At 50.1% G+C, this 24,098-nt stretch carries 22 protein-coding genes; 12 read left to right on the top strand and 10 right to left on the bottom strand.

Translation table 11 applies throughout. The features are described from left to right. Positions 1–151 precede the first annotated feature (151 nt). Positions 152–2,812, top strand: a complete 2,661-nt coding sequence (gene alaS, locus BMZ51_RS13185) for an alanine--tRNA ligase (RefSeq protein ID WP_068002030.1) — start codon at positions 152–154, stop codon at positions 2,810–2,812. A 97-nt stretch (positions 2,813–2,909) separates the two neighbouring features. Beyond that, positions 2,910–4,085: a cyclic nucleotide-gated ion channel gene (locus BMZ51_RS13180; RefSeq protein WP_068002027.1), complete on the top strand. Its 1,176-nt coding sequence runs from the start codon at positions 2,910–2,912 to the stop codon at positions 4,083–4,085. Here BMZ51_RS13180 and BMZ51_RS13175 read toward each other — a convergent pair. Further along, positions 4,082–5,056 (bottom strand): glycerophosphodiester phosphodiesterase family protein, encoded by a 975-nt coding sequence (locus BMZ51_RS13175; RefSeq protein ID WP_068002024.1) that lies wholly within the window; start codon positions 5,054–5,056, stop codon positions 4,082–4,084. The two genes, BMZ51_RS13180 and BMZ51_RS13175, sit on opposite strands and share 4 nt — an antisense overlap. A gap of 189 nt (positions 5,057–5,245) precedes the next feature. Then, a complete protein-coding gene (locus BMZ51_RS13170) occupies positions 5,246–6,463 on the bottom strand; it encodes an NADP-dependent isocitrate dehydrogenase (protein ID WP_068002021.1) in 1,218 nt (405 codons plus the stop codon). Between the two features lie 463 nt (positions 6,464–6,926). Here BMZ51_RS13170 and fabF point away from each other — a divergent pair, with 463 nt between their 5' ends. Together fabF and BMZ51_RS13160 are read left to right on the top strand one after the other, a co-directional pair. Continuing rightward, positions 6,927–8,189: a beta-ketoacyl-ACP synthase II gene (fabF, locus tag BMZ51_RS13165; RefSeq protein ID WP_068002018.1), complete on the top strand. Its 1,263-nt coding sequence runs from the start codon at positions 6,927–6,929 to the stop codon at positions 8,187–8,189. A gap of 214 nt (positions 8,190–8,403) precedes the next feature. Further along, the gene (locus BMZ51_RS13160) at positions 8,404–8,994 is read left to right on the top strand and encodes a DUF2585 family protein (RefSeq protein ID WP_068002015.1); all 591 of its coding nucleotides are present in this window, start codon (positions 8,404–8,406) and stop codon (positions 8,992–8,994) included. Between the two features lie 134 nt (positions 8,995–9,128). Here the strand turns inward: BMZ51_RS13160 and BMZ51_RS13155 are convergent, their stop codons facing one another. Next, entirely contained in the window at positions 9,129–9,728 is a 600-nt protein-coding gene (locus tag BMZ51_RS13155; protein ID WP_068002802.1) for an HdeD family acid-resistance protein, read from the bottom strand. Between the two features lie 296 nt (positions 9,729–10,024). On the opposite strand from BMZ51_RS13155, the gene BMZ51_RS13150 reads away from it, so the two are divergent. From BMZ51_RS13150 to ttcA, 5 genes are all read left to right on the top strand, one after another. Then, positions 10,025–10,795: an RNA methyltransferase gene (locus tag BMZ51_RS13150; protein WP_068002013.1), complete on the top strand. Its 771-nt coding sequence runs from the start codon at positions 10,025–10,027 to the stop codon at positions 10,793–10,795. Then, positions 10,795–11,568, top strand: a complete 774-nt coding sequence (murI, locus tag BMZ51_RS13145) for a glutamate racemase (RefSeq protein ID WP_068002011.1) — start codon at positions 10,795–10,797, stop codon at positions 11,566–11,568. Before BMZ51_RS13150 ends, murI begins: the two co-directional genes overlap by 1 nt. A 210-nt stretch (positions 11,569–11,778) precedes the next feature. Continuing rightward, entirely contained in the window at positions 11,779–13,224 is a 1,446-nt protein-coding gene (locus BMZ51_RS13140; protein WP_175485030.1) for an alanine/glycine:cation symporter family protein, read from the top strand. Positions 13,225–13,462: 238 nt separating this feature from the next. Beyond that, a complete protein-coding gene (rpsD, locus tag BMZ51_RS13135) occupies positions 13,463–14,080 on the top strand; it encodes a 30S ribosomal protein S4 (protein WP_068002799.1) in 618 nt (205 codons plus the stop codon). A gap of 132 nt (positions 14,081–14,212) precedes the next feature. Beyond that, a complete protein-coding gene (gene ttcA / locus BMZ51_RS13130) occupies positions 14,213–15,178 on the top strand; it encodes a tRNA 2-thiocytidine(32) synthetase TtcA (protein ID WP_068002005.1) in 966 nt (321 codons plus the stop codon). Between the two features lie 93 nt (positions 15,179–15,271). Here ttcA and BMZ51_RS13125 read toward each other — a convergent pair whose 3' ends face one another. The 6 genes from BMZ51_RS13125 to BMZ51_RS13100 form a co-directional block, all read right to left on the bottom strand. Beyond that, on the bottom strand, positions 15,272–15,463 hold the full coding sequence (locus BMZ51_RS13125) for a hypothetical protein (protein ID WP_068002004.1): 192 nt from the start codon (positions 15,461–15,463) through the stop codon (positions 15,272–15,274). A gap of 94 nt (positions 15,464–15,557) precedes the next feature. Next, on the bottom strand, positions 15,558–16,220 hold the full coding sequence (locus tag BMZ51_RS13120) for an HAD family hydrolase (RefSeq protein ID WP_068001997.1): 663 nt from the start codon (positions 16,218–16,220) through the stop codon (positions 15,558–15,560). Positions 16,221–16,337: 117 nt separating this feature from the next. After that, on the bottom strand, positions 16,338–16,673 hold the full coding sequence (grxD, locus tag BMZ51_RS13115) for a Grx4 family monothiol glutaredoxin (protein WP_068001994.1): 336 nt from the start codon (positions 16,671–16,673) through the stop codon (positions 16,338–16,340). 131 nt (positions 16,674–16,804) lie between these two features. Continuing rightward, entirely contained in the window at positions 16,805–17,038 is a 234-nt protein-coding gene (locus BMZ51_RS13110; RefSeq protein WP_068001991.1) for a BolA family protein, read from the bottom strand. A gap of 113 nt (positions 17,039–17,151) precedes the next feature. Beyond that, positions 17,152–19,353: a phosphoribosylformylglycinamidine synthase subunit PurL gene (gene purL, locus BMZ51_RS13105; RefSeq protein WP_203416125.1), complete on the bottom strand. Its 2,202-nt coding sequence runs from the start codon at positions 19,351–19,353 to the stop codon at positions 17,152–17,154. A gap of 227 nt (positions 19,354–19,580) precedes the next feature. After that, entirely contained in the window at positions 19,581–20,099 is a 519-nt protein-coding gene (locus tag BMZ51_RS13100) for a hypothetical protein (protein WP_068001987.1), read from the bottom strand. Between the two features lie 356 nt (positions 20,100–20,455). On the opposite strand from BMZ51_RS13100, the gene BMZ51_RS13095 reads away from it, so the two are divergent. Both BMZ51_RS13095 and BMZ51_RS13090 read left to right on the top strand, forming a co-directional pair. Next, the gene (locus tag BMZ51_RS13095; protein ID WP_175485027.1) at positions 20,456–21,439 is read left to right on the top strand and encodes an HlyD family secretion protein; all 984 of its coding nucleotides are present in this window, start codon (positions 20,456–20,458) and stop codon (positions 21,437–21,439) included. Between the two features lie 10 nt (positions 21,440–21,449). Beyond that, positions 21,450–22,502 carry an FUSC family protein gene (locus BMZ51_RS13090; RefSeq protein ID WP_068001978.1) on the top strand — a complete coding sequence of 351 codons (1,053 nt, stop codon included), beginning with the start codon at positions 21,450–21,452 and terminating at the stop codon, positions 22,500–22,502. A gap of 62 nt (positions 22,503–22,564) precedes the next feature. Here the strand turns inward: BMZ51_RS13090 and BMZ51_RS13085 are convergent, their stop codons facing one another. Then, on the bottom strand, positions 22,565–23,101 hold the full coding sequence (locus BMZ51_RS13085) for a peroxiredoxin-like family protein (RefSeq protein WP_068001969.1): 537 nt from the start codon (positions 23,099–23,101) through the stop codon (positions 22,565–22,567). Positions 23,102–23,242: 141 nt separating this feature from the next. Here BMZ51_RS13085 and BMZ51_RS13080 point away from each other — a divergent pair, with 141 nt between their 5' ends. Beyond that, positions 23,243–24,055, top strand: coding sequence for a helix-turn-helix domain-containing protein (locus BMZ51_RS13080; protein WP_068001966.1), 813 nt, complete (start codon positions 23,243–23,245; stop codon positions 24,053–24,055). Positions 24,056–24,098: the final 43 nt, after the last annotated feature.

Here is a 24,098-nt window from a genome sequence, read left to right as displayed (position 1 = left end):
TTTGTTGGGGTTTATGGACAGACCTGTTGTGGATGGCTAAAACGTTGCAGATATGATTTTGCGGCATCTTTGTGGTGCCCATCCCCTGCAGTTCGGTTGTCGTGATTATTCAAGCGGTAACCCATAAATAACGAGACGGACATCAAGACCTATGAGTGGCGTCAACGAAATTCGGTCGGCATTTCTCGACTACTTTGCAAAAAACGGACACGATGTAGTTCCTTCCAGTCCATTGGTGCCACGTAATGATCCCACATTGATGTTTACCAATGCGGGAATGGTACCCTTCAAGAACGTGTTTACCGGTCTTGAGAAGCGCGATTATGTACGTGCGACGTCCTCTCAAAAATGTGTGCGCGCAGGCGGCAAGCATAACGATCTGGACAATGTTGGTTATACAGCGCGCCACCACACCTTCTTTGAAATGCTTGGCAACTTCTCGTTTGGTGATTATTTCAAGGAACATGCCATTGAGCTGGCGTGGAACTTGATCACCAAAGAATACGGCCTACCAGCAGAAAAGCTGCTTGTGACTGTTTATTCTGAAGATGATGAAGCTTTTAAAATATGGAAAAAGCTTACTGGCTTTGCTGATGAAAAGATCATCCGCATTCCAACCTCTGATAACTTTTGGGCAATGGGTGATACCGGTCCATGTGGTCCTTGTTCTGAGATATTTTACGATCACGGTGAGCATATTTGGGGTGGCCCTCCAGGTTCTCCTGATGAGGACGGCGACCGCTTTATCGAGATCTGGAACCTCGTGTTCATGCAATATGAGCAGTTGGCTGACGAGCGTGTGAATTTGCCGCGCCCTTCCATCGACACGGGCATGGGCCTTGAGCGGTTTGCAGCAATCATGCAAGGCGTTCACAACAACTACGAAATCGACCTCTTTAAGGCCTTGATTGCTAACTCAGAGCATTTGACGGGTGTTGAAGCGCAAGGTAAAGCGCAGGCAAGTCACCGCGTTATTGCAGACCACTTCCGTTCAATGGCTTTCTTGATCGCCGACGGCGTTCTGCCATCTAATGAGGGTCGTGGTTACGTGTTGCGCCGTATCATGCGCCGCGCTATGCGCCATGCCAACCTGCTGGGCGCTAACGAACCGATCATCTATAAAATGCTGCCAACTCTTGTTCGTGAAATGGGACAGGCTTTCCCCGAACTTCACCGTGCAGAAAAGTTGATTGAAGAAACAGTTCAGCTGGAAGAGAAGCGGTTTATCAAAACACTTGAGCGTGGTCTTGGTCTGTTAGATGATGCTACGGGCTCACTTGGTGCTGGTGACCAGCTTGATGGTGAAACTGCCTTTAAGCTTTACGACACCTATGGCTTCCCGCTCGATTTGACGCAGGATGCTCTGCGTAATCGTGAGATTGCTGTTGATACTGAAGGCTTTAACACTGCCATGGAACGTCAGCGTGCTGAAGCGCGTGCTGCCTGGTCTGGGTCTGGTGATGCGGCTACAGATACGATCTGGTTCTCTATCAAAGAGAAGGCTGGTGCAACTGAGTTCCTTGGTTATGAAACTGAGAAAGCTGAAGGCATCGTCCTCAACCTTGTGAAGGATGGCGCCGAAGTTGCCGGTTTGAAGCAAGGCGAAGAGGGCTTCCTCATTTTGAACCAAACCCCATTTTATGGCGAGTCCGGTGGTCAGGTTGGTGATTGCGGCACCATGAAGGGGGAGAATGGGTCTATTCGCGTAACAAATACGCAGAAGAAAGCCGATGGTCTCTTCATTCACGCGGTCTTAGTTGAGAGCGGTGAAGTGAAAGTGGAAGATGCTCTTGAGCTGGTTGTTGAGCATGACCGTCGGAGCGCAATCCGCTCCAACCACTCTGCAACACACCTTGTGCATGAAGCGCTTCGTGAGGTTCTTGGTACACATGTGGCTCAGAAGGGTTCTTTTGTAACGCCTGAACGGCTGCGTTTTGACTTCTCACACCCTAAGCCTTTGAGTGGTGATGAAGCTGCGCAGGTTGAAGCGCTTGCAAATGAAGTGATTTTGCAAAATACGCCTGTCGAGACCTCTTTGATGGAAGTTGATGAGGCAATTGAAGCCGGTGCGATGGCGCTATTTGGCGAAAAGTACGGTGATGAAGTTCGCGTTGTTTCTATGGGAACGGCTACTCGCGGCGAAAAAGCCGGGAAAGCCTATTCAGTAGAACTTTGTGGTGGAACGCACGTAAAGCGCACTGGTGATATTGGGCTTGTTACTGTCGTTTCTGAAGGCGCAGTGGCAGCTGGTGTTCGCCGTATTGAAGCTTTGACCGGGTCTGAAGCTCGTAAGTATCTGGCTGACCAAGATGCGCTGATGCGTGAAACTGCAGGTATCTTGAAGGTTTCCGCTCATGATGTTCCGGCGCGCGTTACGTCCCTATTGGAAGAGCGCAAGAAGCTTGAGCGTGAGCTTGCTGAAGCAAAGAAAAAGCTCGCCATGGGTGGTGGTGAGGCTGGATCTGAAAGCGGAAGCGTTGAGGCTGGTAAGTTCAAGCTGATGGCTCGTGTTCTTGAGGGGATCAACCCTAAGGACCTTAAGTCTGTTGCTGATGAAGGCAAAACGGCTTTGGGTTCAGGCGTTGTTGTGCTCATCAGCAAGGCAGAGGATGGTAAAGCTGCCATCGTTGTTGGCGTAACCAAAGATCAGAGCGAGGTTGTTAGTGCTGTTGATCTTGTTCGTGTTGGTTCTGCAGCTCTTGGTGGTCGTGGCGGCGGTGGCCGTCCAGACATGGCTCAGGCCGGCGGCCCGGATGCTGATAAAGCGGACGAAGCAATTGAAGCCATTAAGGCGCACCTTGAAGGTCTTTGAGTAATACTTAAAACTGACATCGAATTGAGGGGGGATTAATCCCCCCTTTATTTTTGAGATCTATTCTTCCGATGGCTTAGGGCCATTGGGGGATGAGGTGGCTAACACCATAAAATCTAAAGTTTATAACCTGCTTGAGCGCAGCAGTGCTGGCAACCGTCTTGCGCAGCAGATTGATGCAGTTCTTATTGTTTTCATCGTGGTCAATGTGGGGTTGGCTGTGCTTGAAACGGAACCCAGCATCGGAGACGTATTTTCTCGGGAGATATTTCTACTAGATTTTGTGGTGGGTTCTGTCTTTGCTGTCGAGTATCTTTTGCGCTTATGGGTTTCGGACTTACATCCGCCATTGAAGAAGTATGGCTCACTCAAAGCCAGGCTCGTTTATGCGCTTCAGCCTCTTACTTTAATTGATTTTCTAGCCGTGATGCCGTTTTGGCTTTCGCTCTTCTTTGCTGGTATCAGCTGGAAGTCGCTGGTTATTCTGCGCTTGTTGAGGTTCTTGAAAATTGCGCGTTATTCCCCAGCCGTACGCTCCTTGATTTCTGCCGTTGTTGAGGAAAAGAAGGCTATTATTGGCAGTCTTGTTCTTATTTTCGGAGTCGCTCTCGTAGCGGCGACGCTCTTGTATAGTATCGAGCACGCTGCACAGCCTGAATATTTTGGTACGATTCCTGCTGCTTTATGGTGGGCCTTTTCGACGCTCACGACAGTTGGTTATGGGGATGTGGTTCCCGTCACCGCATTGGGCAAGTTTGTCGCCAGCATTGTGATGTTGATGGGCTATTGTTTGTTTGCATTACCCGTCGGTATCGTGGGTACAGCCTTTGCTCGTGAAATTCATAGCAGAGAGTTTGTGGTGACTTGGGGTATGGTCGCAACTGTCCCTTTGTTTGAGCGCTTATCGGCTGTTGAAATTGCTGCTGTGACTGAATTGTTGCATTCGCACAGCGTGCCTGCTGGTCAGTATATCTGCGAGAAGGGGGAGGACGGAGATAGTCTTTACCTTATTGCCTCGGGCCAGGTAGAAGAAGTGTTTGAGAGGCACCGTGTCGTGCACAATGAAGGCGAGCATTTTGGCGAAGCCTCGTTGTTTGGCCACAGCAAACGGACGGCCAGTGCCATTGCACGTACTCCGGCTCAGCTTATGGTGCTTAAGATGGAAGATTTACGCCGTTTCATGGACCGGAAACCGGCTGTTGCGAAAAAGATCATTGCTGAGGCCATTGATGAGCGCAAAGCTCACCATGTTGATGTGGAGTTTACTCCCTAGTCAGACCCTTTAATATAAGGGCTCAGAACTTCAATCTTGTTGGTCCAGATGTATCCGCTGAAACCATTTGGAACCGCGGAGAGCTGTTCAGGCGTATCTATGCCGCCGCCTGCACCTTGTGAGCGATATGGGCCTGCTGCAATGATTTCGCTATCATACGCTTTGAGGCGTTGTTGGAACTTGTGCGGCCAGCCCCAGATTGCCCAAGTGTAGTTTGAGGGGACACCGATAACCGTATCTCTGCACTCTTGCGGGACGTATCCACTCCACCCAAAAATCATATAGGCCTCCAAACATGCCTTGGTCTGGGTTTTGTCGAAACCTGCGATCTCTTCGGCGTTGCCTGCGATATGCCACGTGGGGGCGGACGCTCCATAGACGCCCCAGACTTGTTTCTTCCACTCAGGGTGTTCTTCCAGTTTCTCTTGAAGGAGCTCTGCGGAGCGCAGTTCTTTTTCTTTGAAGTTGATCAGGAACTTCTTGCCGGGAAGTGCGCGGAAGACCTCTTCAAGTTCTGGTATGGCACCAATGCCGGTTCCTCTGAGGGGATAGGTTTTTCCACCATCTGAGGTGTAGCCATAACCGATGTCCAGGGCTTTGAGTTTGGCAAGTGAGTGAGAGCGGGTGATGCCCAGGCCATTGGTGCGGCAGTCCAGTGTCCAATCATGAAAGACGGCGAGTTTGTTGTCTGTGGTTGGGTGTACATCCAACTCAACGATGTCTGCCCCAGCTTCAAATGCTGCTTGCATCGAGGCGATTGTGTTTTCCAGATAGGAGTGCGTGGGCGTGTCAATACGCTCCGCCGTGCAAGTTTGATTGGTCAACTCATTGCGGTGATAGGTTTGATGGACGCCGCGGTGGGCAATGAATTTTGGTTTGCCCGACGCCGTTTGGCTTGAGAGCCACGAGGCGTTGTAGAGGTAGACCCCGGAAAATGCCAGGAGTAATAGCAAGACAATCTTTTTAAACATGAGGAGCGCCGATTTGGAAACAGAGACCGTGCGCTTAGGTTGAAATTGTAATGTGTTCTCACTTAGGCATTGTTTTGGCGTGATTAAGATTTTAGTGGCTGAAGGCCTAAAAGCTTTGGGCTATTTCAAACTGCAGGCAAGAAAAAAGGGCGCCCGAAGGCACCCTTTTCAAAACCAGCGTTAGGTTGCTTATGCAGCAGCCATAGCTTTTTGCAGATTTTCGTCGACTTTGTCGAGGAAACCGGTTGTGGTGAGCCACTTTTGGTCAGGGCCTACGAGAAGCGCCAGATCCTTGGTCATGAAGCCGCTCTCAACTGTATCAACACATACCTGCTCAAGAGTTTCAGCAAACTTCTTAAGTTCGGCGTTGTCGTCCAGTTTTGCACGGTGTGCCAGGCCACGTGTCCATGCAAAGATAGATGCAATGGAGTTTGTGGAGGTGTCTTCACCTTTTTCGTGCTGACGGAAGTGGCGGGTTACTGTGCCGTGTGCAGCTTCAGCTTCAACGGTTTTACCGTCTGGTGACATCAGAACAGATGTCATCAGGCCGAGCGAACCAAAGCCCTGTGCAACGGTGTCGGACTGAACGTCGCCGTCGTAGTTCTTACAAGCCCAAACATAACCACCAGACCACTTCATGGATGCAGCAACCATGTCATCGATGAGGCGGTGCTCGTACCAGATTTTTTCTGCTTCGTACTTCTCTTTGAACTCAGCTTCATAAACTTCCTGGAAGATGTCTTTGAAGCGGCCATCGTACACTTTAAGGATGGTGTTCTTGGTGGAGAGGTAACAAGGTACCTTACGGCCCAGTGCGTAGTTTAGGGATGCACGGGCGAAGTCGCGGATAGAATCATCCAGGTTGTACATCGCCATTGCGATACCCGCTGAAGGAGCATCGAATACTTCGTGTTCAATCTCAGCGCCGTCGTCACCAACGAATTTGATGGACAGCTTGCCCTTGCCAGGGAATTTGAAGTCAGTCGCGCGGTACTGATCACCATATGCGTGACGGCCAACGATGATTGGTTGAGTCCAGCCTGGAACCAGACGCGGAACGTTGGACATGATGATTGGCTCACGGAAGATGACGCCACCCAGGATGTTACGGATGGTGCCGTTTGGAGAGCGGTACATGCGCTTCAGGTCGAATTCTTCAACGCGTGCTTCATCTGGAGTGATGGTTGCACACTTAACGCCAACGCCGTGTTCTTTGATTGCGTTTGCTGCATCAACGGTGATCTGATCGTCTGTTGCATCACGAGACTCAATGCCAAGGTCGTAGTACTTGAGATCAATGTCCAGATAAGGGTGGATCAGCTTGTCCTTAATGAACTGCCAAATGATGCGGGTCATCTCGTCGCCATCGAGTTCGACAACCGGATTTTCTACCTTAATCTTCGCCATTTAAGGAGACCTCATGCTTTTTTAGGTACGTGATAATGATGCCTATTAAGGCTCAATTTTCCATGTGTATACACATGTGCGCAATTTAATGCCAGTGTAAATCGGTGTTTGGATTGCACGTAATACCAAATTCGTATGAGCCACATAAGCCCAGATCTCTAACAAACTGCAATTTCAACGGTAATTGAGACCAACACCGATTTGCGGGGTGTACTATAATAGTTTTGCTGGTTCAAATCATGGGATTGGGACAGTCGCAAATTTGAGGTTCAATGACAGCTCGAATATCGCGCAGTACCAAGGTGTTATCCACTTTAGGTTGCGGTTGTTCAGTTTGCTCTTAACTCTACGATCATATCCAATTACTCTACAAACTAATTGGTTTCATATTTGGGATGCGAGCACTTTGCAGGGCGCATTTGTACTTAAGGCATGGCGCTCTTTGACTTAGGAGTTAGGGAATATGCGGATTGTTGTAACCGGTATGGGGGTTGTTTCACCCCTTGGTGTTGGTACCAACAGATTCTGGGAGCAGTTGATTGCTTCCAAAAGCGGGATTCGTGCTCTTAGTCGATTTGATGGAGGTGATCAGGCATGCCAGATAGCAGGAGAAGTTCCTGGTATTGATGAGGATGAATTTGGCTTTGATGCCAGCGCTGTCATCTCGCGACGTGACCAAAAAAGGATGGATTTGTTTATCCACTATGCGCTTGTTGCAGCAAAGGAAGCCTTGACCCAAGCTGGGTGGGCACCGGAAACTGATGAAGAGCGTGAAGATACGGCAACCATTATTGCCTCCGGAGTTGGTGGCTTCCTTTCCATGAAACGGGCGACCTTGCTTGTTGAGAGCAAGGGTCCAAGTCGCTTGTCCCCCTTTGTTGTCCCTGCATTCCTGGCAAACCTTGCTGCGGGGCAGGTTTCCATTGCCCATGGCTTCCAAGGTCCCTTAGGAACGCCAGTTACTGCCTGTGCCGCCAGCGTTCAGGCGATTGGTGATGCCGTTCGTTTGCTTCGAAGTGGTGAAGCTCAGGTTGCTTTGGCCGGGGGAGCCGAAGCTTGCATTGATTCGGTCTCATTTGCAGGCTTTTCGGCAGCGCGCGCTCTTTCAAGCGGGTTCAACGGAGATCCTGCGAAAGCTTCTCGCCCGTTTGACCGGGATCGGGATGGGTTTGTGATGGGGGAGGGGTCTGCAATGTTGGTGCTTGAGTCACTTGATCATGCACTAGCGAGAGGGGCGACGCCTCTCGCAGAAGTTATGGGATACGGAACATCTGCCGATGCCTACCATGTTACGGCGTCACCTCCTGATGGTTCTGGAGGTCAAAAAGCGATGCGTAAGGCCTTGAAGCAAGCTGGCATCGAACCAGATGATATCGACTATATCAACGCACACAGCACGTCTACTCCCATTGGAGACGCCGCAGAAATTGCTGGCATTCAGGCTGTATTTGGAGACCGAGGCAAAGACCTCGCAATCTCCTCTACTAAATCAGCTACCGGGCACCTGTTGGGAGCTGCTGGAGCGATTGAAGCGATTGCTGCCATTATGGCCCTGAGGGAAGGGATTTTGCCGCCGACGCTTAATCTGGATAATCCAGATGATGTGGCTTCTCAGTACGAGCTGGTGGCAAACACAGCCAAAGAAAAAGAGCTGGATTATGTGATGTCCAATGGCTTTGGTTTTGGCGGTGTGAATGCCTCGTTGATTTTTGGAAAGCCGAACTAGAAACTTGTAACATATACTGGAGGCTCAAGAGATTTGTGAGCCTCTTTCATTCGCCGCTGTGTTTTAATGGCTATTTCTAGTTTGGGTGATTGTGTCGCGCTTCTGCTTGGGGCAAACCGCTTCAGTTTTACTTGTGTACAGATTCTTTTTTGAAGGTCCTGTTTGTTTTTGTCGAATAGGATCTTCCAATCTGTTCAATGTGAAGGTTTGACCAATGCTCGACCGTTTGAGCTCCAAGCATTATGCTTTGATTATCATTACTCTTCTTATCCTTACTGCCGTTACCCTTTTGGCAATGGGGCACGACCCTATTTGTAAGTGCGGAGAGATTAGACTGTGGGTTGGAGACGTCAACAGTTCGCAAAGTAGCCAACAGATTTCTGATTGGTATACCCCCTCGCACATCATTCATGGGTTTTTGTTTTACGCGCTGTTTTGGTGGTTAGGGCGACTGTTTACCGGGGGCGTTGGCTGGCCAGTCGGCTTTCGATTGGTGCTTTCGGTCGTGCTTGAGGCAGCCTGGGAGATCTTAGAAAACTCGAGTTTTGTCATCAACCGGTACCGAGAAGCGACGATCGCGCTTGATTACTTTGGTGACAGTGTACTCAATTCCATCTTTGATATTCTATGGATGATGTTTGGGTTCTGGTTAGCGGGGCGCTTGCCAGTATGGCTTTCCATCGTACTCATCATTGCAATGGAAGTTATCGTGGGTGCTATTATCAGAGATAACCTCACGCTCAACGTGATCATGCTCCTTCACCCAATTGATAGCATCAAGGAATGGCAGTTACGTGCATTCTAAAACAGCCTGCCAATGTTGGGCTTAGCCAACCCTTTACATTACGGGAATTTTAGGAAATAAAATGTGCCGCGTGTGTTTTAAAATGCGCGGCACATTTGAGCTTTTAGAGTTGTTGGCCTGATGCCTTGCTTGCATTAGGAACGGCTTCTATGTGCACCCATCGCGATTGCGATATAGCTCCAACCATTGAATAGAATAGAAATGCCTGCAACGAGGCCCAAAGCCCATGCGGTTGATGCAGGGAAGTCCATAAAGATCATCAAACCGGCTGCAATCGCGATAAGGCCAGATGCAAGAATCCAGCCCCAGCCACCATGTGGCCGCAAGCGAAACGAGAGTACTGCCTGAGCGAGGCCTTGTGCGATAAAGACTATAGACATCACAAGGGTCAGTGCTTGCGTTCCGGCAACTGGATTATAATAGATTGCTATGCCGCCCAAGAGGGCCACGATTCCGATGAGTGATTGCCAGAGGAAGCCGCCCCACTCTTTGACTTGCATGGCGTGCCAGAGTTGAAGAACCCCGACGACGATCAAAACCAGTCCAATCACCAGTGCTACTGCGATGGAAGACGCGTACGGTATGATCAACACAATCATACCACCAATAACCATCAATACTCCGAGCACCAGAAACTTCCACCAGTTGTCTCGCACCAGTTGTGCAAGGTCTGGGGCTGGCTCTGGGACATGTGGAGGCGGGGTGCCACCTGTGTTGTGTTCTTGTCCAGACATGTCGTCAGGGTCTCCTTCATAGAGGGTATAGCCATCAGAGGCTGCATAAAGACGGCTTAACTCTCTAAGTAGCACCAAAACACAGCTTTACTCTTGATTGAATTCGCCGAATTTTACCCTTGTTAGCCCGCCAGTCAGAGCTGCTATGAGGTTTAGTATGGCTGGGGAACGGGGGGTGAACTTACGGTGATGCAAAACGATAGGGCACTTTCGAAGTTAAGAGTTTGCAGTGCTTGATCGGTTTTGATGATAAAACTGCTCTGGAAATTTAAAGGATGATGGGCTAGAGCATCGGCATGTCTGAAAGCACTCCTGAAATAAATCAAGCCATTCCTCCTGTTGTTGTTCTTTGTGAGCCTCAACTTGGTGAGAATATCGGTATGGTTGCGCGCGCGATGGCTAACTTTGGCCTGCATGATCTGCGCCTCATTAATCCGCGTGACGGCTGGCCGAGCGATAAAGCGCGCTCTGCATCGAGCCGAGCGCATCACGTGATTGATGCAGCGCGGGTTTACGACAGTGTTGAAGAAGCGGTTGCTGATTTGAAACTTGTCTTTGCGACCACTGCTCGCAGCCGCGATATCCCTAAACCTGTCGTCGGGCCGGATGCGGCTGCAAATGAGAGCGTTGCTCAAGGTTTGCGCGGCATCCCATCAGGTTACATGTTTGGCCGAGAGCGCTGGGGACTGAACAATGATGAAGTGGCCTTATCAAATAGGATCGTGACACTTCCTGTTGATCCAACTTATGCCTCCCTGAACATTGCTCAGGCAGTTCTTGTTTGTGCTTATGAATGGCGTCGCGTCGCCACAGCGGGCGCCCTTCCGTTTTCCTTAGATGATTATGATGGGGAAGCTGCGACACAAGAATCTATCCAGCGGATGTTTGAGCACTTGGAAACTGGTTTGGACGCACGCGGCTTCTTTCGTCCGGTCGAAAAAAAGCCTGTTACAGTGCGTAGGCTACGCAATATCTTCCAAAAAGCAGACCTCACCGAAAATGAAGTGCGTATTATGCGTGGGGTGATCTCCTGTTTTGAGAAGTATGGTGTGAAGGACAAAAGTTAATGTCAGATAGCCTTGCTGCCTCCTCCTTCCAGTCACTGCATTTGCAGGCAGACACGCCTGGCCGCGTGCTTGTGCTGGACAGTGGGGTTGGCGGGCTGTCGGTCCAACGTGAGATAAAGCAAGCGCTGCCAGAGGCAGGATTGCTTTATCTGGCTGATCGAGCTGCATTCCCCTATGGTGACTGGGATGCAGGCGAATTGTGTGAGCACCTCTCTAAGTTGGTAAGAAGCGTAAGTGAGGCTTGGAGCCCCAGTGCCGTGGTTGTGGCGTGTAATACCGCCTCTACGCTTGTGCTTGAGAGTTTACGATCTTTTTTGAAGGTTCCTGTAGTTGGAACGGTGCCAGCCATCAAACCTGCTGCTCAACAAACACGAAGTGGTGTGTTTGCTGTGCTGGCGACACCAGGAACTGTAAAGCGTGATTACACGCAGGACATGATCGTAGACTTTGCTCCTGATCATCATATCGCTCTTGTAGGCGCGAGCGGCCTTGCTGCACTTGCGGAAGATAAAATGGCTGGGCGAGGCGTTGACCTTGGCCGACTAAAACAGGAAATTGCGCCTTGCTTTGTTGAGAAAGATGGTCAGCGCACTGACTGTGTTGTCCTTGGCTGTACCCATTACCCATTTTTGCAGGAAGAGATGGCCCGGATTGCTCCTTGGCCTGTCACCTGGATCGACCCTGCCCCTGCCATTGCCCGGCGTTTGGCACAAGTAGTTGACAAAGACGCCTTGGCGATCGGGTGTGATGACCTTTTCTTTGTGACCAATTAGTGAGGGTGGGTGATGCTTCAGATGTTCATGCCTTGAAGACTACCCTTGCTGAAAATACTAGAGCTTTATTGCTGTTTTTGGGTTTCTGGTTCCTTGCCGGGCTCAGCAAAAATCCTTTCATATTTAAGCGGATGTTCTAGGCGGATCTTGTATTTGTTTTGCTAGTTGTTCCTGACCTGCGTATTTGCTGGAGACGGACCCTTGGACATCATCAATAGCATCGTCAATTATACTAATAGCATTCTCTGGAATTATGTTCTTCTTTACGGCTTGCTGGCTGTTGGTGTGTTTTTTACGATCCAGCTGGGGTTCATTCAGTTTCGCCACTTTGGGCAGTTCTTTAGTGTTCTTCGCAAATCAAGGCATGAGGACAAAAACGGGATCAGCTCATTTCAGGCATTGTGTACCAGTCTGGCATCGCGAGTTGGCACCGGGAATATTGCAGGTGTTGCTGTTGCGCTCACACTGGGTGGACCTGGTGCTATTTTCTGGATGTGGATGGTTGCTCTGGTTGGCATGGCAACAGCCTACGCGGAAAGTGCTTTGGCGCAGCTTTACAAAGTTGAAGATGAAGATGGGCAGTTTCGTGGTGGCCCAGCTGTTTACATGGCAGCTGGTTTAAAAAGCCCGTTGCTCGGCCATGTTTTTGCGGTGGCGCTGATTTTTGCCTTTGGTATTGTGTTTTCTGCCGTTCAGTCAAACTCGATCGCAGACGTCATGTACAGCGCGTTTAACATGCCGGAGATCGTGACAGGTGTGGTTTTGATTGTTGCGGCGGGACTGGTTATTTTTGGTGGTCTGCGCAAGATCGCCCATTTCGCGGCGGTGGTTGTTCCATTTATGGCGATTGCTTATGTGCTTGTTGCGCTGGGCATTCTGGCATGGAACTTTGAAGCGGTACCGGGTGCTTTGTGGAGTATCGTAGCGCATGCTTTTGGTCTTGAAGAAGCGGTTGGCGGTGTTACGGGCGGCGTTATGGCTGCGTTGATGAATGGTGTGCGCCGCGGGCTTTACTCGAACGAAGCAGGGATGGGCTCCGCGCCGAATGTGGCTGCATCTGCTGTTCCTGATCCTCATCACCCTGCCTCCCAAGGCTTTGTACAGGCGCTGGGCGTGTTTATCGATACGATTGTGATCTGTACGGCAACCGCGCTGATCATTCTTCTGTCTGGGATATATGACCCAACAACAGGAGTTACCGGTATCGCGCTGACGCAATCTGCTGCAGCAGCTCATTTAGGTGACTTTGGCATCTACTTTATTGCTGTTGCAATTTTGTTCTTTGCATTCACCTCAATCGTTGCAAATTACTCTTATGCAGAAAACGCTATGATCTACCTGGAGCATGGTTGGCGCCCTGGGCTGACGGTGCTGCGCATATTATCGTTGGCCATGGTGTTGTGGGGCGCGATTCAGCCAGTTCATACTGTTTTCAATGCCGCGGATGCAGCCATGGGAGTGATGGCATCGATCAACCTGGTTGCTATTGTGCTGTTGGCTCCCAAAGTGTCCTTGCTGACAAAGGATTACCTCCGGCAATTGAAGGAAGGTAAGGAGCCGTTGTTCGACGTTTCCGAGCACCCTGAGCTGTCTGAGGGGGTCGATGCGGCGATCTGGAGCAAGCAGAGAGGCGAAGAAGCGCAAACACGGTATTGATTTGGCGAAGGTATCTGGTTTGTATTGGCCTATAGTGCGTTGACTCTTTCATGCATTTTCACTAGGAATGCGCTGTCCAAGGCGGTTTCTTTGAAGCCGCTTTGTTTTACGCACCCGTGTGGTTCGGCATGCGCTATTTGCCAGGACCGCTGTCAATCTTTGTGAACCTTTTGGGTTTGTGAAGGAAAAGGAGGGCGCGTTTCCTTTAAAATTACAGATAAACGCTAAGGAAACTGCGATGTCTAAGCGCCAGAGCGCCAAGTATAAACTAGATCGTCGGATGGGTGAAAACATCTGGGGTCGCCCTAAAAGCCCTGCGAACCGTCGTGAATATGGCCCAGGCCAGCACGGTCAGCGTCGTAAGGGTAAGCTTTCTGACTTTGGTGTGCAGCTGCGCGCTAAGCAGAAGCTGAAAGGCTACTACGGCAACATCTCTGAGAAACAGTTCCGTAAGACTTATGATGAAGCTTCCCGTCAGCGCGGTGATACTTCTGAAAACCTTATCGGTCTTCTCGAGTGCCGTCTTGACGCAGTTGTTTACCGCGCAAAATTCGTTCTCACTGTGTTTGCTGCTCGTCAGTTCATCAACCACGGTCATGTGAACGTAAATGGTCGCCGCGTAAACATCGGTTCTTACATGTGTAAGCCTGGTGACGTTATTGAAGTTCGTGAAAAGTCCAAGCAGCTGGCAATCGTACTGGAAGCAGTACAGTCCGCTGAGCGTGACGTTCCTGACTACCTTGACGTTGACACCCACAAGCTGACCGCGACATTTGCTCGTGTTCCTGCTTTCGGTGACGTACCATACCCAGTTCAGATGGAACCAAACCTGGTTGTGGAATTCTATTCCCGCTAATGGTTGTTCATTGAACGGTTTGATTTGGGCTGCCCCTTGGGTGGCCCTTTTCTTTTTTGGAGGGTATTGCACCTTCCGCGAAGCCCTTTTGTCCATAGCTTGATGCACAATGAGTAGAAAACAGACATCGCCATGAACCAGTTAAGCGCAGAACACGCAATCGAGATAGTGGTTGAGGAAAAAGCTCAATCTCCTGACTGCCACCCTCTTTTTCGCGAGGTGCCAAGCTCAGTTGAGTTCAAGAAACTGCGTAAGCGGTTGTTGCGAGAGACGCGCCAGGCTCTGTCAGACTACAAAATGGTGCCGGATGGAGCTCATCCGGAGAAAACTAAATGGTTGGTGTGCCTCTCTGGTGGGAAAGACAGTTACACCCTGCTTGCTGTTCTGATGGATTTGAAGTGGCGCGGTCTTTTGCCAGTGGACCTGATCGCCTGCAATCTTGACCAGTCTCAGCCTGACTTCCCTCAGCATATTTTGCCAGATTTTTTTGAGCGCTTTGAAATCCCCAATGAGATTGTGCGAGCGAACACCTACGGCATCGTCACTGATAAGCTGCCAGAAAACTCTACCTATTGTTCTTTGTGTTCGCGTTTGCGCCGTGGCATCCTTTATCGCACTGCGCGCGAATTGGGCTGCGAGGCGATTGTGCTTGGGCACCATCGCGATGACGCACTTGAAACGTTTATGATGAATATGTTCCACGGTGGGCGTATGTCATCCATGCCACCCAAGCTTGTGAATGATGATGGAGACCTGATGGTGCTGCGTCCACTCATGAATTCCTCTGAGGTGGATATCGAGAAATTCTCCAATGCGATGGATTTCCCAATCATTCCTTGTAACCTGTGTGGCTCTCAAGATGGTCTCCAGCGCGTTCAGGTAAAGAACATGCTGCAGCAGTGGGAAAAAGAGACACCGGGTCGTTTGGGTATCATGGCGCGTGCGCTTGCGCATGTAAGCCCGTCTCACCTGCATGATGCAAAGGCATTTGATTTTGTTGGCTTGCGTCCGAATACGGGAGAGCAGGGGGAGAGCGATCAGGAGCCTTGTGCTGCTGCGGAAGCTATGACTGAGAAGCTGTTTGACAATGCACCTTAATCAGCTGTCTTAACTGTTGTACTTTTCAACCGCTGCGTCTGTTGATGCGGCGGTTTTTTCTTGTAGTTTTGAGTTTTAGCCTCTTTGAGGCTGTCACTTTAGGCCACCATAGTACTGGCAGGCATCAGCGCCGTTCAGTAAAGACCGCTTTTGAAACACAGTCATTTGATTGCATTCGTAGCGTACCAGCCCATCTTTGTTAGACGGAGTAATGCTGGCGGCGACAGCACCCATGGTACTGCCAGCGATTATGCCAAGGATCAAAACTCTTAGATAAACTCGCATCTCTCATCCCCTGATGAACTCTGTTGACTACAGGTTTTAGCAAGGAGAGTGTGAGGGGCCGCTGAGAGAGGTGTTCATCTTGTATTCACAAATATTAAAGCGTCAAGGAACTCCAGTTCAGTTCCAGCTTGGCGTGTGAGGCGATTGCGTCTTGGAAAGTGGAGAGGGGCAACGGATCAGCTGCTTTGTCATGTGGGGAAACGTGCAGCGCCTGCCAGCCTGCCTCCCGGGCTGGAAGGATATCTTTTTGAGGATTGTCGCCGATGAACAGGGCCGTTTCAGGCGAGAAGTTGTGTCGGACTTCTAGTTTGCGCAGGAGCGCTACACTTGGTTTGCACTCGGCCGGAAAGGCGTCGCCACTGGCATAAGCAAAGTCGACATGATCCAGAACTCGCAGCTTGTTCATGACAGCCCATTGGAATTGTGAGGGGCCGTTGGTCATAACGCCGATCTGGCAGTTGTAGTGCGAGCGCAGCAGGACTATTGCATCAAAGACACCTGCATATGGTGTCTGACAGGCGGCCCAGCGGTCTGTAAACGTCTTCAGCGCCTGTTGTTGATGAGAGGGCGACATGTTTGGGAAGCAAGCATGAACAGCTTCTATGCCGCTGTGTTCTCCATTGTGCATCATATGGCGTAACCAGATGTTGCTATGCTTGTTGAATTGCTCTGCGAAGATCTCATAGAAAATCTTGGGGTAAGAAGCTTTGTGATGGCATATCGTACCATCCAGATCGAAAATTACGGTGCTGAACATGATTTGTCTGCCGTTGAAGAGCGTGCTGGCAATGCTATCTGTTTGTGATGCAATGACAATAAAAAACGGGCCCTCGAATGACGGCCCGTTTTAAGAATCCAATTTTCCAGCAGAGACTTAAGCAGCAGGTGCAGTCTCGATGCCTTTTTCTGCAAGCAACTTTTGCAGTTCCTGAGACTGGAACATCTCGCGGATAATGTCACAGCCACCGATGAACTCGCCTTTGACGTAGAGCTGTGGGATTGTTGGCCACTGGCTGTAATCTTTGATGCCCTGACGAAGGCTATCGTCTTCCAGAACGTTATGGCCGACGTATTTCACGCCGATGTAGTCAAGGATCTGCACTGACTGGCCGGAGAAGCCACACTGTGGGAAGCTCGGTGTGCCCTTCATAAACAGCACAACATCGTTGTTTTCTACTTCGTGCTTGATCCAGTTTTGGATATCGCTCATTTCGTCGAATTCCTTTCGCTCTACCGGGGTCAAAGCCCGATGACCGTGATTGTAATTTGTTTATGGTGCGGCCAGTCATATGGGAACTTGCGGGTGTAATGCAAGTATTTGGTCGCACCCTGTGATTTTTGTTATTCTGGAACGGAGGTTTGCAGCGCCAAAGCGTGCAAATCATCGCCCATTTTACCCTTAAGAGCCTGATACACCATCTGGTGCTGCTGTACGCGGGATTTACCGCGGAAACTTTCAGATATAACAACAGCAGCGTAATGGTCGCCATCACCTGCCAGATCTCTGATTTCAACATGCGCGTCCGGCAAAGCTGCTTTAATAAGGGTCTGTAGTTCGCCTGCATCCATGGCCATGGTGTGCCTCCTTGCCCGACTGGGTTACTTATGTTTGGTTGCTTCCCTCCACTGAAAAGAAGAGAGAAGCGAATCTTATTTAGAACTCAGTTTAGCAGTTCGGTAAAGGAGTATCAGCTCGCGCGCATAAAATGCGGGAACCATCCTTCGAAAGCACTATTCAGCTCTTCAACTGACACACTGATTTTATCGCCAAGAACAAGAGTATCACCTGTTGTCTTACCGATTTCTTCTGTGCTGATACCAGCGTCGATCGCATCTTCCAAGAAGGCAGCGAGTTTTTCCTCTGCCACAGTCACAACATAGCGACTTTGATCTTCACCAAACAAAACGGCATGAAGGTGATCGCCTGTGATTTTTACTTCAGCGCCAAGCTGCCCTTTGATTGCCATTTCTGCAAGAGCAACAGCCAGACCACCTGAAGAAATGTCGTGCGCTGCGGTGAGGCGGCCTTCAACAATTGCTTCGCGGACGAAGGTGCCAGTGAGCCTTTCAACTTCCAGATCAACCGGAGGAGGAGCCCCTTCTTCGCGGCCCAAAATTTCCTGAAGGTATTGGGAAGAGCCGAGATGAGTGCCTTTGCCGCCCAGGACAATGATAAATTCGCCTGCTGTGACAAAGGCACTGCCGACGCGTTGGTTGATGTCTTTTAGAAGGCCAACACCGCCGATTGCAGGTGTTGGAAGTATGCCTTCACCGAACGTTTCGTTGTACAAAGACACGTTACCGGAGACGATTGGGGTTTCCAGCACTTCGCACGCTTCGCCGATACCCTTCAGGCAGCCAACGAATTGACCCATGATCTCAGGCTTTTCGGGGTTGCCGAAGTTCAGGTTGTCGGTGATCGCCAATGGAAGGGAGCCGACTGCGGACAAGTTGCGATAAGTTTCTGCAACAGCCTGTTTGCCGCCCTCATATGGGTTTGCGTAGCAGTAGCGAGGGTTCACGTCGACAGAGAATGCGAGGCCTTTATCAGTGCCGTCGACGCGGATCACGCCAGCGTCGCCGCCCGGAGTTGCTGCCGAGTTGCCCTGAATGAGGGTGTCGTACTGCTCATAGACCCAGCGACGGGAGGACCCGTTCGCACCGCCGATGAGTTTTAGCAGAGCTTCTTTGTAGTCTTCTGGCTCTTCAACGTTGGATGCAACGATTTCTGCTGGCTCAGCCCACTGTGTCCATGGGCGGTCATATTCAGGAGCTTCGTCGCCGAGTTCCTTGATTGGCAGGTCGGCCATGACTTCACCGTGCTGCTTCACAACGAAGCGCAAGGTATCTGTGGTTACGCCGCAGATCGCAAAATCCAGTCCCCACTTAGTGAAGATGGCTTCGGCTTCTTTTTCCTTGGATGGCTCAAGAACCATGAGCATGCGCTCCTGGCTCTCCGAGAGCATCATCTCGTAGGCAGTCATGTTTTCTTCGCGGGCAGGGACTTTGTCGAGATCCAGATCAATACCGAGGTTGCCTTTTGCGCCCATTTCAACTGCTGAACATGTAAGGCCAGCGGCGCCCATATCTTGAATGGCGATAACCGCGCCAGTCTTCATCAATTCAAGGCAGGCTTCCATCAGGCATTTTTCGGTGAATGGATCGCCGACTTGAACCGTTGGGCGCTTCTCTTCAATGGAATCGTCGAATTCGGCGGATGCCATTGTTGCACCGCCGACACCGTCGCGGCCTGTTTTGGCGCCCAGGTAGACCACTGGGAGGCCAATGCCCTTTGCTTCTGACAGGAAGATCTTATCAGAATCTGCAAGCCCCGCGGCAAAGGCGTTTACAAGGCAGTTGCCGTTGTAGGATTTGTGGAACTCAACTTCGCCGCCCACTGTTGGGACACCGAAGGAGTTGCCATAGCCGCCAACGCCAGAAACGACACCGGAAACAAGGTGGCGTGTACGTGGATGATCCGGCTCGCCAAAGCGCAGAGCGTTCATGGCTGCGACCGGACGTGCTCCCATGGTGAACACGTCGCGCAAAATACCGCCAACGCCAGTTGCTGCGCCCTGATATGGCTCGATGTAGGATGGGTGGTTGTGGCTTTCCATCTTGAAGACGACTGCCTGACCATCATCGATGTCGACAACGCCGGCGTTCTCACCCGGTCCCTGAATGACGCGAGGGCCAGTGGTCGGGAGTGTCTTCAACCATTTCTTTGAGGACTTGTAAGAGCAATGCTCGTTCCACATCGCTGAAAAAATTCCAAGCTCGGTGAAGGTTGGCTCTCTGCCAATCAGCTCCAGGATACGAGCATATTCATCTTCCTTAAGACCGTGAGCCTCAATGAGTTCGGGGGTGATCTTGACGCTATTTTGGATCATCACACTCAGAAAATTTGGGCGCAGCGCGCCGGGGCCAAATGTCTCCGGCTGCTTAGCAGGATTCACAGTAAAAAGGAAACATTAGGACGCCTCATTTTTCCAATTTTTGCGCCGAAACCAAGATAGAGCGGTATCACGATGCGTTGTTTTGGGTGTTTGCTGTGCAACTGCTAAACTTTTGCCCTGCTTGCAAAAATTTTCACTACATAAGTGCTGTTGCGTAAGCTTTAAAAGGTGACTTCACCTTTAAGATCAGTAACCGATAGATCCTTATTAGGAAGCTGGTAACGGCTCCATGTGCCGCTGCCTTTTGCGGTGGCCCATTTCTCGCTGCCGCCAAGAATCGCCCAAGTCCCTGAATAGGTTCGGCCTTCAATTTGCGAGACCTCAAAGCTAATAGCAAATGGTGCGCCAGTCTTATCTTTGAGGCTGCACACGCCGCCGCCCTGAATTTTTGCGTTCTTCACAACTGCGCCACCAAAACAACTCCCTGAAACCAGCTCAAACGGATCTTCCGGGTTTGCACCCATAAAGACATAGTCAGCGTTGATGCGTTTAAGATTGAGTTTGTCGGTAATAACTGCGTTGTTGTAGAGTCCGAAGGTCGCCAGCTGTGCTGTCTGTGCGAAACTTGCTGCACGAACATCTATCTGATCGGCCTGAGCTGAGACCAGTGTGGCCGTTGAGAAGAAAAACACTGCCGCAAACGTTGATGAAACAGAGACTGACTTCCGAAACTGGGCCATTGGTCTTCTTTCTTCGGTGTTGGGTTACTACCTGTAAACCGCATAGTCTTTTTCAGATGCAATCACATTTGCCAGCGTATTTTCAATGGAAGCTTTGAGGGCTGGTTAGCTTTTGGTTTCGCGATTTGCAATGAGATCATGATAAAATTTCACTCTTCGGAAATAATAGTTAACCACTTGTATTTACTACCTACTTTGAATTCGGAGGGCGGCTTTCACGATTTTAAAACATTCAAATGCGATGCTATCTCGTGCCTCCAAATGGGTGCCTTTTGCCAGTGACCAAAACTGGCTTGTCTAACAAGAATTCGCCGATGCTTGTGTTTTGTGTAGTGTCAGGTGAGCGGAGATAAAGGGTGCCTGGAGGCATTTCTCAAATAAGTGGTCCGGTCAAGGTGATCTTAGGCGCATGCGCCTTGATCGGCGCTTATGTGGTAATTGATTATTTCTTCACCTACACCGCCGATGCCTACGTCTCCGCAGATGTTATCCTTGTTTCACCCGAGATTTCCGGGTTTGTTACCGAAATCCCCGTGGACCGTAATCAGATGGTCGGGGCTGGTGAGCTTCTCATGCAGATTGATCCAGAACCTTTTGCGTTGGCCGTACAACAGGCGCGGGCAACGGAGGCCAAAGCGCTCGCTAATTTGCGTCGTTCTGAAGCTGAGGTTCAAGTTTCTGAAGCATCTGTGACGGCGGCTGTCGCAAAAGTCGCTAACCTTTCAGCGCAGCAGCAACGTTTTGAAGAGCTGACTGATAATGGATTTGTGACCCAGCAGCGTCTCGATGACATTACGCTTTCTTTGGAAGAAGCGAATGCTGAAACTGATTCTGCACGTGATTCATTAAGAGCGGCTGCTCATCAAGTTGAGGTTATGCGCTCCACTTATCTGGCAAAACAGGCGGCAACTGCTCTGGCGCAATACAACCTTCGCAAGTCCTCTTTGTTATCGCCGGTTGAGGGAGTCGTGAGCGAGTACTCGGTTAATCCTGGAAATTTCGTGCTGCAGGGGGTGCCGCAGCTTGCTCTTATAACGAACGGCAACTGGCGTATTATTGCAAATTTGATCGAGCGTCATGCTGCACGGTTGAGTCTTGGCCAAACAGTCTGGTTCCAAGTTTCTAGCGATCCTTATCGCATTCACAGGGGTACGGTAAAATCTATTGGTCGCGGCGTTTCACGCATTGATGAAAACTCCAGAGTACTGCCTTACATTCCGCTGACGACGGATTGGATCAGGCTTTCGCAGAGGTTTCCCGTTGAGATCGATATGGGTGAACTCCTAGAGCACCATAAACCAATGTATGGGGGAGATGCTCGCATCTTCCTTGTCCATTAGGGAGGCGATCATGCTGTTCAACTTTACCATTGGACTTCGTACCAGCCTGATTGTTACGCTGGCATCGGTAATTGCGCTGGTTGTCAATATGCAGGAGCCTTGGTGGGCAGCTATGTCTGCCATGACAGTGGCTAATGCAGACTGGACTAATGTTTGGCGCAAAGGCATGCAGCGCGTGATCGGTACAATCGCGGGAGGATTTTGCGGGTACTGGATTGCTATTGCTGTCAAAAACTTTGAACTCTTCCAATGGACAACCTTGGGAATAATGGCCGCGCTGGCAATCTACAAGCGCATGGCTAGTCCTAACTATGCTTATGCCTGGTTGATGGGCATCGTCACTGCGATGCTCGCGATATATTTTGCCATGGTAGAAATCGATAGTCTTTTCTTCTTGATGGTTGATCGAACCCTCACCGTTGCAATTGGGGTTGCGACGGCAACCGTGGTTTCCTATTCGTTTTTGGAAAACAGCTCAATCGGCGTCGGGCTCGGGCCGTTTATTATACCTAATATTGACACGATGGATAAGAGCTGGGTGGTGGCTTTATGTCTGAGTGGGGCTGTTGTTGCTGTGCTTGCACCGATCGTTTACGCAGGTCACGATCTTTCCGCTATGATTCAAATTATTATTACCTCTCTTGTGGTGCTATATGGACCTGTCGTTTCCGTTAAGCAGTTTGCTATAACCCGAAGTGTGGGATGCTTTGCCGGTGCGTTGATGGGCTTTGTGTTGATCGGACTGGGGTTACAGTCATTTTTTTGGTGGGTGCTGCTTGTAGCACTTGGCTTATTTTTTCTTGGAGCGGTCCAAGCTGGAAAGAGTTATTGGACTTACGCAGGGCAGCAAGGCGGATACGCTTATGTGATTGCTGCTTTGGCGTCCTCAGGCCCAGTTGACAATTTCAATCAGGTTCTTGATCGACAAGTGGGTGTGATTTTGGGGGCGATAATTGCGGTTTGTGTGCTGGTTGTTATACGCATTTGGCAAGGTGCAGACTTTCCAGACATTGAACATATGAACCGCAAGAAAATCCAACGTGCTAAAACCAAAAGAACATAATTGAGAGACCGCGAAATCACAGCCTCTCAATGCACTAGGAAATGAGTTTATCACGATGTTGGTTAAAGCGCCCCAGTGTATTCGCCGCGCGCGGGGTAGTCATTTTTGATGCAGAAATCGAGCGCGCCAAGCATTGGCTTAAAATCAGGGCGGGCAAATGGCATGGTCTGGATATTGCCGAAGTAAAGAGTTCCGTCCGGTTTTACAAAAAACAGACCTGGTTCTGCGAAAAGTTCCGGTTCTTCTATGCCAGCTGATGTGAGGCCGCGACCAGTTGAGATGTAAAGACCCCATTCTCGCGCTTTTTTCAGAGAAATGCCGTAGCCAACGCGTAGGTTATCTGCGCCGATCTTATCGGCAAATGTCTCAGTGCGCTCTTGTGTATCTGTAGAGAGTGCTATGGGTTTGACACCGCGCTCCGCGAACTGTGGCGTCAATCGCTCCAGTTCTCTTAAGTAGGACACGCAGATCGGGCAGTGCAGACCACGGTAAAAGACAACAAGCGTAGCGAACTGTGCAACATCACTGGACAACTCGAATTTACCTCCACCGACAAGATCGGCAGATAAATTTGGGACGGGCATGCGAGGGGTTAACATTTAGTTCTCCTGAGCTTGTTGTGTTTATTGCTTTGCTCATTTTGTTTTTGACAATGCAATCAACAATGTTCGATTTCCGTCTGGTATGGTAATGAACCTGAAGTCGTTTTTTGTTCGAAATAAATGACTGAGAGTTCGGAAATGACAGCTACACTCGTTTCAGTGCCAGCACAAAATCCACATTCCGACCGCCTTTCATCGCTCATTGAGCGGTTTAAAGTGAAAGCATATATCCTTAAAAACACTGAGGATGATGTTCTGCAGGGGAACTTCTTTATTCTTCGGTGCGGGAAAGGTTTGAAAAAGCTCGTGTTTTTGCCATCCGACGGAAACAACCAGGAAGAGAAGAGGCGTATTTGTAACGACCGGACTGTTCTTGCCGGAGCACGGATTGAGTTTGGCGGGCCGGGTTCTCAATTGAGCGCAGCGTTTCCAACATATGTTGAAGTCGCGTTGCATGAGACGCCAGATCTGCAACGGCTTTCTGAGTTGTTGGTGGAAGAAGTCCTTTCACCGCAGTGTGGGAGTTCTGCGGTCATCAATCGCTTGTGCGAGGTGGTTTTTATACGTTTGTTGCGTCACACGATACGGTCAGGTGTTGCGCGTAGTGGTTTGTTTGCCGGGTTAGCGCACCCCAATTTGGCACAGGCGCTCGTCGCTATTCATGAAGAACCCGCAAAAAACTGGAGCCTTGAGAGTCTTGCGGAAGTTTCAGGGATGTCTCGGACCCAGTTTTCAGTTCATTTTAAGGAGGTGATAGGGGAGACACCGGGATCTTACCTTGGAAACTGGCGTTTGGCTTTGGCTAAGCAGGATCTGGAAGCAGGTCGCTCGCTCAAAAGCATTGCAGCGCGGGTGGGTTTCACATCTCCAACTGCTTTGTCACGCGCTTATCAGCGACGCTATCAAGAGCTTCCGCGCAATGTTGCATTGAAAACAGATGTGAGAGCTTAGGGTATCGGTATTCGGAATGTTTGTCCTAGTGTCATATCTCTGT

The organism is Pseudovibrio axinellae, assembly GCF_900110875.1.
Classification (GTDB): Bacteria; Pseudomonadota; Alphaproteobacteria; order Rhizobiales; family Stappiaceae; genus Pseudovibrio; species Pseudovibrio axinellae.
This window is presented reverse-complemented; position numbering and strand designations above follow the sequence as displayed.

What these genes read in the sequence shown, in the direction of transcription:
- BMZ51_RS13155 (WP_068002802.1), bottom strand. Translation starts at nt 9,728, where the DNA reads ATGTCTGGACAAGAACACAACACAGGTGGCACCCCGCCTCCACATGTC.
- BMZ51_RS13110 (WP_068001991.1), bottom strand. Translation starts at nt 17,038, where the DNA reads ATGGCCATGGATGCAGGCGAACTACAGACCCTTATTAAAGCAGCTTTG.
- rpsD (WP_068002799.1), top strand. Translation starts at nt 13,463, where the DNA reads ATGTCTAAGCGCCAGAGCGCCAAGTATAAACTAGATCGTCGGATGGGT.
- BMZ51_RS13085 (WP_068001969.1), bottom strand. Translation starts at nt 23,101, where the DNA reads ATGTTAACCCCTCGCATGCCCGTCCCAAATTTATCTGCCGATCTTGTC.
- ttcA (WP_068002005.1), top strand. Translation starts at nt 14,213, where the DNA reads ATGAACCAGTTAAGCGCAGAACACGCAATCGAGATAGTGGTTGAGGAA.
- grxD (WP_068001994.1), bottom strand. Translation starts at nt 16,673, where the DNA reads ATGAGCGATATCCAAAACTGGATCAAGCACGAAGTAGAAAACAACGAT.
- BMZ51_RS13080 (WP_068001966.1), top strand. Translation starts at nt 23,243, where the DNA reads ATGACAGCTACACTCGTTTCAGTGCCAGCACAAAATCCACATTCCGAC.
- BMZ51_RS13175 (WP_068002024.1), bottom strand. Translation starts at nt 5,056, where the DNA reads ATGTTTAAAAAGATTGTCTTGCTATTACTCCTGGCATTTTCCGGGGTC.
- BMZ51_RS13090 (WP_068001978.1), top strand. Translation starts at nt 21,450, where the DNA reads ATGCTGTTCAACTTTACCATTGGACTTCGTACCAGCCTGATTGTTACG.
- purL (WP_203416125.1), bottom strand. Translation starts at nt 19,353, where the DNA reads ATGATCCAAAATAGCGTCAAGATCACCCCCGAACTCATTGAGGCTCAC.
- BMZ51_RS13150 (WP_068002013.1), top strand. Translation starts at nt 10,025, where the DNA reads ATGTCTGAAAGCACTCCTGAAATAAATCAAGCCATTCCTCCTGTTGTT.
- BMZ51_RS13160 (WP_068002015.1), top strand. Translation starts at nt 8,404, where the DNA reads ATGCTCGACCGTTTGAGCTCCAAGCATTATGCTTTGATTATCATTACT.
- BMZ51_RS13120 (WP_068001997.1), bottom strand. Translation starts at nt 16,220, where the DNA reads ATGTTCAGCACCGTAATTTTCGATCTGGATGGTACGATATGCCATCAC.
- alaS (WP_068002030.1), top strand. Translation starts at nt 152, where the DNA reads ATGAGTGGCGTCAACGAAATTCGGTCGGCATTTCTCGACTACTTTGCA.
- BMZ51_RS13100 (WP_068001987.1), bottom strand. Translation starts at nt 20,099, where the DNA reads ATGGCCCAGTTTCGGAAGTCAGTCTCTGTTTCATCAACGTTTGCGGCA.
- murI (WP_068002011.1), top strand. Translation starts at nt 10,795, where the DNA reads ATGTCAGATAGCCTTGCTGCCTCCTCCTTCCAGTCACTGCATTTGCAG.
- fabF (WP_068002018.1), top strand. Translation starts at nt 6,927, where the DNA reads ATGCGGATTGTTGTAACCGGTATGGGGGTTGTTTCACCCCTTGGTGTT.
- BMZ51_RS13125 (WP_068002004.1), bottom strand. Translation starts at nt 15,463, where the DNA reads ATGCGAGTTTATCTAAGAGTTTTGATCCTTGGCATAATCGCTGGCAGT.
- BMZ51_RS13170 (WP_068002021.1), bottom strand. Translation starts at nt 6,463, where the DNA reads ATGGCGAAGATTAAGGTAGAAAATCCGGTTGTCGAACTCGATGGCGAC.